This is a genomic window from Saccharomonospora iraqiensis subsp. paurometabolica YIM 90007 (genome assembly GCF_000231035.2).
Taxonomy (GTDB): Bacteria; Actinomycetota; Actinomycetes; order Mycobacteriales; family Pseudonocardiaceae; genus Saccharomonospora; species Saccharomonospora paurometabolica.
In genome coordinates this window covers 8,262-12,822 of the sequence record NZ_KI912256.1, presented here as the reverse complement: position 1 = coordinate 12,822, position 4,561 = coordinate 8,262, and the positions used below count along the sequence as shown (strand labels likewise).

The window sequence follows — 4,561 nt, the reverse complement described above, 5'->3', positions numbered from 1 at the left end:
GGTGGCCGCGACGCCGTCGTCGGTGTCCGGCTCGCTCCGGCGGGGCGCGAAGTCGCGGTGCCCGGACGCGCCCGGCAGCATCGCGGAGATCGTGGCGACGGCCTCGTGCACCCGGGGAGCCAGGCGGTGCGACCGGGTCAGCGTGACGGTGTGCCGTCCGTCCGGGTCCGCGTCGGTGAGCAACCGCGGGTCGGCCCCACGGAAGGAGAACACGGCCTGGTCGGGGTCGCCCGCCAGCACCCGGTCCTCGGCGCCGCCGCCGAGCAGGCGCAGCAACCGGTACTGCAACGGGTCCAGGTGCTGGGCGTCGTCCACCAGCAGGTGCCGCACCCGGGCCTGTTCCCGGGCGAGCAGGTCGGCGTCGCCCTCCAGCTCCACCAGCGCGCTGGACACCAGCTCGGCCGCGTCCAGGGCGGGCGCACCGGACTCGCCGACCGCGTGCCCACCCACCCCCTGCAGGAGGGTGACCTCCTCGTACTGGCTCCAGAAGGTGCCCGCGGCGACCCACTCCTCGCGCCCCCGGGAGCGCCCGAGCTTGACCAGGTCCTCCGGCCCGAGCCCGCGTTCGGCGGCGCGCAGCAGCAGGTCCCGCAGTTCCTCGGCGAAGCCCGGAACCGCCAGCGCCGGGCGCAGCGTCGGCGGCCAGTCCCCGGCACCCCGGTCCAGATCACCCGCGAGCAGGTCCCGCACGACCGCGTCCTGCTCGGGCCCGGACAGCAGGCGCGGCGCGGGGAGACCGTCCCGCGCGGCCTGCAGCCGCAGCACGGCGAAGGCGTACGAGTGCACCGTGCGCACGACGGGTTCGCGCACGGTACGGACCACCCCGGCGGAACCCGCGTCGTCCCCGGCGGTGAGCATGCGGGTGATCTCGGCCCGCACGGCCTCCGCGGCCCGCCGCGACGCGGTGAGGACCAGCAGGTTCTCCGGGTCGGCACCCTGCCGGACCCGGGCGGCGGCGGTCTCGGCGAGCAGACTCGTCTTCCCGGTCCCGGGCCCGCCGAGCACACGGACGAACCCCCGCGGACCGGCGAGCAGCCCTCGTGCCGGACCGTCCCACTCCCGGTCCGGTACGGGCGCCGCGGTGGGGCGCACCAGTCGCGCATGCAGTCCGTCCACGGCCCTGATGGAATCATGCGCCGACGACAGGACGGCACACCGACGGGCGCGTGGCGGGACGGAGCGCGGATGGACGAGGAACTGCACGAACGGGTCCGTGAGGTGGTCCGGGCCCTCCCCGAGGGCAGCGTGGCCACCTACGGGGACGTCGCCGCCGCGGCGGGCGCGCCGACCCCCCGGCTGGTCGGCCGCATCCTGGCCGAGGACGGGCAGGACCTGCCGTGGCACCGCGTGCTGCGGGCGGACGGCACCCCCGCACCGCACCTGGCCACCGAGCAGCTCGCCCGGCTGCGCGCCGAGGGGGTGTCCTCCGAGGGGGGCCGGATTCCGCTGGGGAGGTTTCGCCACCGACCGAGGTAGGTTAGCCTCGCCTAATGACCACAGAGGCGACGACGCGCCCGGCACTGGCCTACCGCACCGGCACCGTCCGCGCGGTCCGCGACCTGACGCCCCGCCTGCGGCGGGTCACCTTCGCCGGTGCGGACCTGCGCGACGTCGCCGACGCCGGGCCGGACCAGTACGTGAAGGTCTTCTTCCCGACCACGGGCACGACCGCACCACGGCTGCCCGCGCTGTCGGACGACTCGCTGTCCTGGTACCGCACCTACCTGGCGCTGCCGGACACGGTGCGGCCGCCGATGCGCACCTACACCGTGCGCGCCGCCCGCCCCGCCCTCGGCGAGGTCGACATCGACTTCGTCCGGCACGCCGACCCGGGTCCGGGCTCGTCGTGGGCCGAGACCGCCCGCCCCGGCGACGAGGTGGCCTTCCTCGGCCCGCACGGGCTGTACTCGGTGCCCGCGGGCACGTCGTGGCAACTGCTGGTGGGCGACGAGACGGCGGTGCCCGCGATCTCCGCGATCCTGGAACGCCTGCCGGAGCAGGCCATCGCGCGGGTGTTCGTCGAGGTCGCCGACGCCGCCGACGAGATTCCGCTGCCGGGACCGGCCACGGGCCACGGGGACGTCCGGGTGGAGTGGGTCCACCGGGACGGCGTCGCACCGGGCACGGCCGTGCTCGACGCCGTGCGGCGGGCTGAACTGCCGGGGGCGATGCCCTACGCCTGGCTCGCGGGGGAGGCCGGGCTCGTCAAGCACACCCGGCGGCACCTCGTCCGCGACCGTGGGGTGGACAAGCGGGCCATCACCTTCACCGGCTACTGGCGCCGCGGCCGCACCGAGGAGGACGCGGGCCGCGAGCGCCTGCGCCGCCACGACCGGGGCGAGACCGGCGAACCGGGATGACCCGCACACCACCGCACGGCGACGCACAAGTGCTACCATTGAAGTCATGGCCACAGTGGGACTCCGGGAACTCCGTCAGCACGCGTCCGACCTGTTACGCAAAGTTGAAGAGGGAGAAGACGTCGTCGTTACCGTTGCCGGACGGCCGAGCGTGCGGATGGTTCCGGCCACACGTAAACAGTGGCGCACCTTCGAGGAGATCGCCGAGGCATTGTCCGGCGAGATGGATCCTGAGTGGGAGCGGGACCGCGACCTGATCGACCAGAGCATTGTCGATCCCTGGGAACGGCGATGAGGGTCGTTCTCGACACCAGTGTCGTCGTGGGTGAGTTGACACCCGTTCCGGGGCGAGCGGCGATCAGTTCGGTCACGATCGCGGAATTGCACTTCGGGGTGCTCATGGCGCGGGACGCGCAGGCACGTGCCGCGCGACTCCGACGTTTGTCGACGCTGGAGCGGCTGTTCGATCCACTCCCTGTCGACGACGCCGTATCGGTCAGTTACGGAGAGCTCGCGGCTGCCGTAGCCAATGCGGGTCGGCAGCCGCGAGCTCGTTCCATGGATCTGTTGATAGCGGCGACCGCCCACGCGCACGACGCGGCGCTGCACACCCGGAATGCGAAGGACCTGAAGGGCATCGAACACCTCGTGGACATCACGGAGGTATAGCGCAGTCCGGTCGGTGACCACTCCGTGCGGGCGCGGGTCACCGGCCCAGTTCCGCGACGAGGAGCTTGACCAGCGCACCGAGGCGCTGCCGTTCGGGGCACACGGTCGGCACCCCGGCCTCCCGCAGCGGCGCGGCGGTCACCGGGCCGACGCAGGCACACCGCACCCGGTCGGACAACGCGGCGCGGAATTCGTCGCCGCGCCCCGACTCCCGGGCTAGGGTCAGCAGGTTCGCCGCCGCCGGGGCACTGGTGAAGGCCAACGCGTCCACCGACCCGTCCAGGACGCCGTCGATCAGCCGGTGCGCCGGGGCGAGATCCTCCGGCCACCGCCAGCGGTACGGCTGCACCTCGACCACCTCGGCCCCGGCCTCGCGGAGCGCGTCGGTGTGCTCCGGCAGCGGCGCGCCGTGCAGCTGCACCACCACCCGCGTGTCGCGCAGGTCCCCGGAGGCCAGCCGGTCGAACAGCTCGCGGTTCGTCTCCCCGGGAGCGGACCACGTCTCCCGCAGGCCGCGCCCGCGCACCGCACCGACCGCCTTCGGCCCGCGCACGTGGATGCGGGCATGGGACAGGGTCTCGTGCAGCGGGTCGGACAGGCCCCAGCCCTCGGCAGCCGACAGCCACCCCCGGAAACCGGCGCCGGTGGTCACCGCGACGTGGTCGACCGGACCCGCCAGGGCCTCTTCCGTGGCGGCGCGCAGCCGGTCGTCGTTGGCCAGCGGCACGATCCGGATCGTGGGGCCGTGCCACACCGTGGCGCCGTGCCGCGTCAGTGCGTCCACGAACTCCCCGGCCCGGCGTTCGGCCGTGATCCCGATCGTGACGCCGTGCAGCGCGCCGCTGTCAGCCATACATCTCACCCATCCTCGTGACGGCCTCGGCCACTCTCCGCCGGAGGTCGGCGGGACCGAGCACCCGCAGTTCCGGGCCGAAGCACAGCAACTGGCCGAGCGCGGGGTCCCCCGCCTCGACCGGCACCTCCGCCCGCGACCATCCGGCGTCGTCCGGTGCACCGCCGGTCTCGCGCAGCGCGCGCTCGCCGGGCGGTCCCAGGTACCACGGTAGGAGGGCGCGCCCGCGGGGCGAGAGCTCCACCAGCGCGGTGGTCGGATACAGCCTCCGCTCGAAATCCCGCGCCCACCTGCGCCAGTACTCCGCGAGGTCGAATCCGTCCGGGCGTTCGAACGTCTCGCCGAGGTCGGCGACCTCGTCCACCCGGGCGGCCCGGTAGGTGCGGATCCCCCGGTCGGACCGGGCGACGACGTACCAGACACCCGTCTTGAGCACGAGGCCGAGCGGATCGAGCACCCTCCCGACCGGGCTGCCGTCCCACCGGCGATACCGCACCCGCAGCCGCCGCGTGCGCCACACCGCGTCGGCGATGTCCGCGAGTCCAGGGATCTGTTCGAGACCGCGGTGCCACCCGGCGACGTCCACGTGGACGCGGTCGGCGATCTCCCCGGCCCGGTGGCGGGGGTCGTCGGGCAGTGCCGCGCGCAGCTTGCCCGTGGCGGCGGCCAGGACGGCGCC

Annotated in this window: 7 protein-coding genes; 4 read left to right on the top strand and 3 right to left on the bottom strand. The window is 74.3% G+C overall.

The annotated features are described in order from the left end of the window. Nucleotides 1-1,107: UvrD-helicase domain-containing protein (locus tag SACPADRAFT_RS0218835; protein ID WP_157577224.1), on the bottom strand; the 1,107-nt coding region annotated here is incomplete at its 3' end. Nucleotides 1,108-1,185: 78 nt separating this feature from the next. Here SACPADRAFT_RS0218835 and SACPADRAFT_RS28705 point away from each other — a divergent pair. The 4 genes from SACPADRAFT_RS28705 to SACPADRAFT_RS0218815 are packed head-to-tail and all read left to right on the top strand — an operon-like array spanning nt 1,186 to nt 3,029. Next, a complete protein-coding gene (locus SACPADRAFT_RS28705) occupies nt 1,186-1,476 on the top strand; it encodes an MGMT family protein (protein WP_007026621.1) in 291 nt (96 codons plus the stop codon). A 14-nt stretch (nt 1,477-1,490) separates the two neighbouring features. Next, complete coding sequence (locus tag SACPADRAFT_RS0218825; protein WP_007026620.1) at nt 1,491-2,360, top strand: siderophore-interacting protein; 870 nt, start codon at nt 1,491-1,493, stop codon at nt 2,358-2,360. 46 nt (nt 2,361-2,406) lie between these two features. Continuing rightward, the gene (locus SACPADRAFT_RS0218820) at nt 2,407-2,655 is read left to right on the top strand and encodes a type II toxin-antitoxin system Phd/YefM family antitoxin (protein WP_007026619.1); all 249 of its coding nucleotides are present in this window, start codon (nt 2,407-2,409) and stop codon (nt 2,653-2,655) included. Continuing rightward, nucleotides 2,652-3,029: a PIN domain-containing protein gene (locus SACPADRAFT_RS0218815; RefSeq protein WP_007026618.1), complete on the top strand. Its 378-nt coding sequence runs from the start codon at nt 2,652-2,654 to the stop codon at nt 3,027-3,029. Before SACPADRAFT_RS0218820 ends, SACPADRAFT_RS0218815 begins: the two co-directional genes overlap by 4 nt. 37 nt (nt 3,030-3,066) lie before the next feature. On the opposite strand, the gene SACPADRAFT_RS0218810 is transcribed toward SACPADRAFT_RS0218815, so the two are convergent. Then, nucleotides 3,067-3,882, bottom strand: a complete 816-nt coding sequence (locus SACPADRAFT_RS0218810) for a uroporphyrinogen-III synthase (protein WP_007026617.1) — start codon at nt 3,880-3,882, stop codon at nt 3,067-3,069. Next, on the bottom strand, nt 3,875-4,561 hold a 687-nt coding region (locus tag SACPADRAFT_RS0218805), incomplete at its 5' end, for a helix-turn-helix transcriptional regulator (RefSeq protein ID WP_007026616.1). The genes SACPADRAFT_RS0218810 and SACPADRAFT_RS0218805, both read right to left, overlap by 8 nt.

What these genes read in the sequence shown, in the direction of transcription:
- SACPADRAFT_RS0218820 (WP_007026619.1), top strand. Translation starts at nt 2,407, where the DNA reads ATGGCCACAGTGGGACTCCGGGAACTCCGTCAGCACGCGTCCGACCTG.
- SACPADRAFT_RS28705 (WP_007026621.1), top strand. Translation starts at nt 1,186, where the DNA reads ATGGACGAGGAACTGCACGAACGGGTCCGTGAGGTGGTCCGGGCCCTC.
- SACPADRAFT_RS0218810 (WP_007026617.1), bottom strand. Translation starts at nt 3,882, where the DNA reads ATGGCTGACAGCGGCGCGCTGCACGGCGTCACGATCGGGATCACGGCC.
- SACPADRAFT_RS0218815 (WP_007026618.1), top strand. Translation starts at nt 2,652, where the DNA reads ATGAGGGTCGTTCTCGACACCAGTGTCGTCGTGGGTGAGTTGACACCC.
- SACPADRAFT_RS0218825 (WP_007026620.1), top strand. Translation starts at nt 1,491, where the DNA reads ATGACCACAGAGGCGACGACGCGCCCGGCACTGGCCTACCGCACCGGC.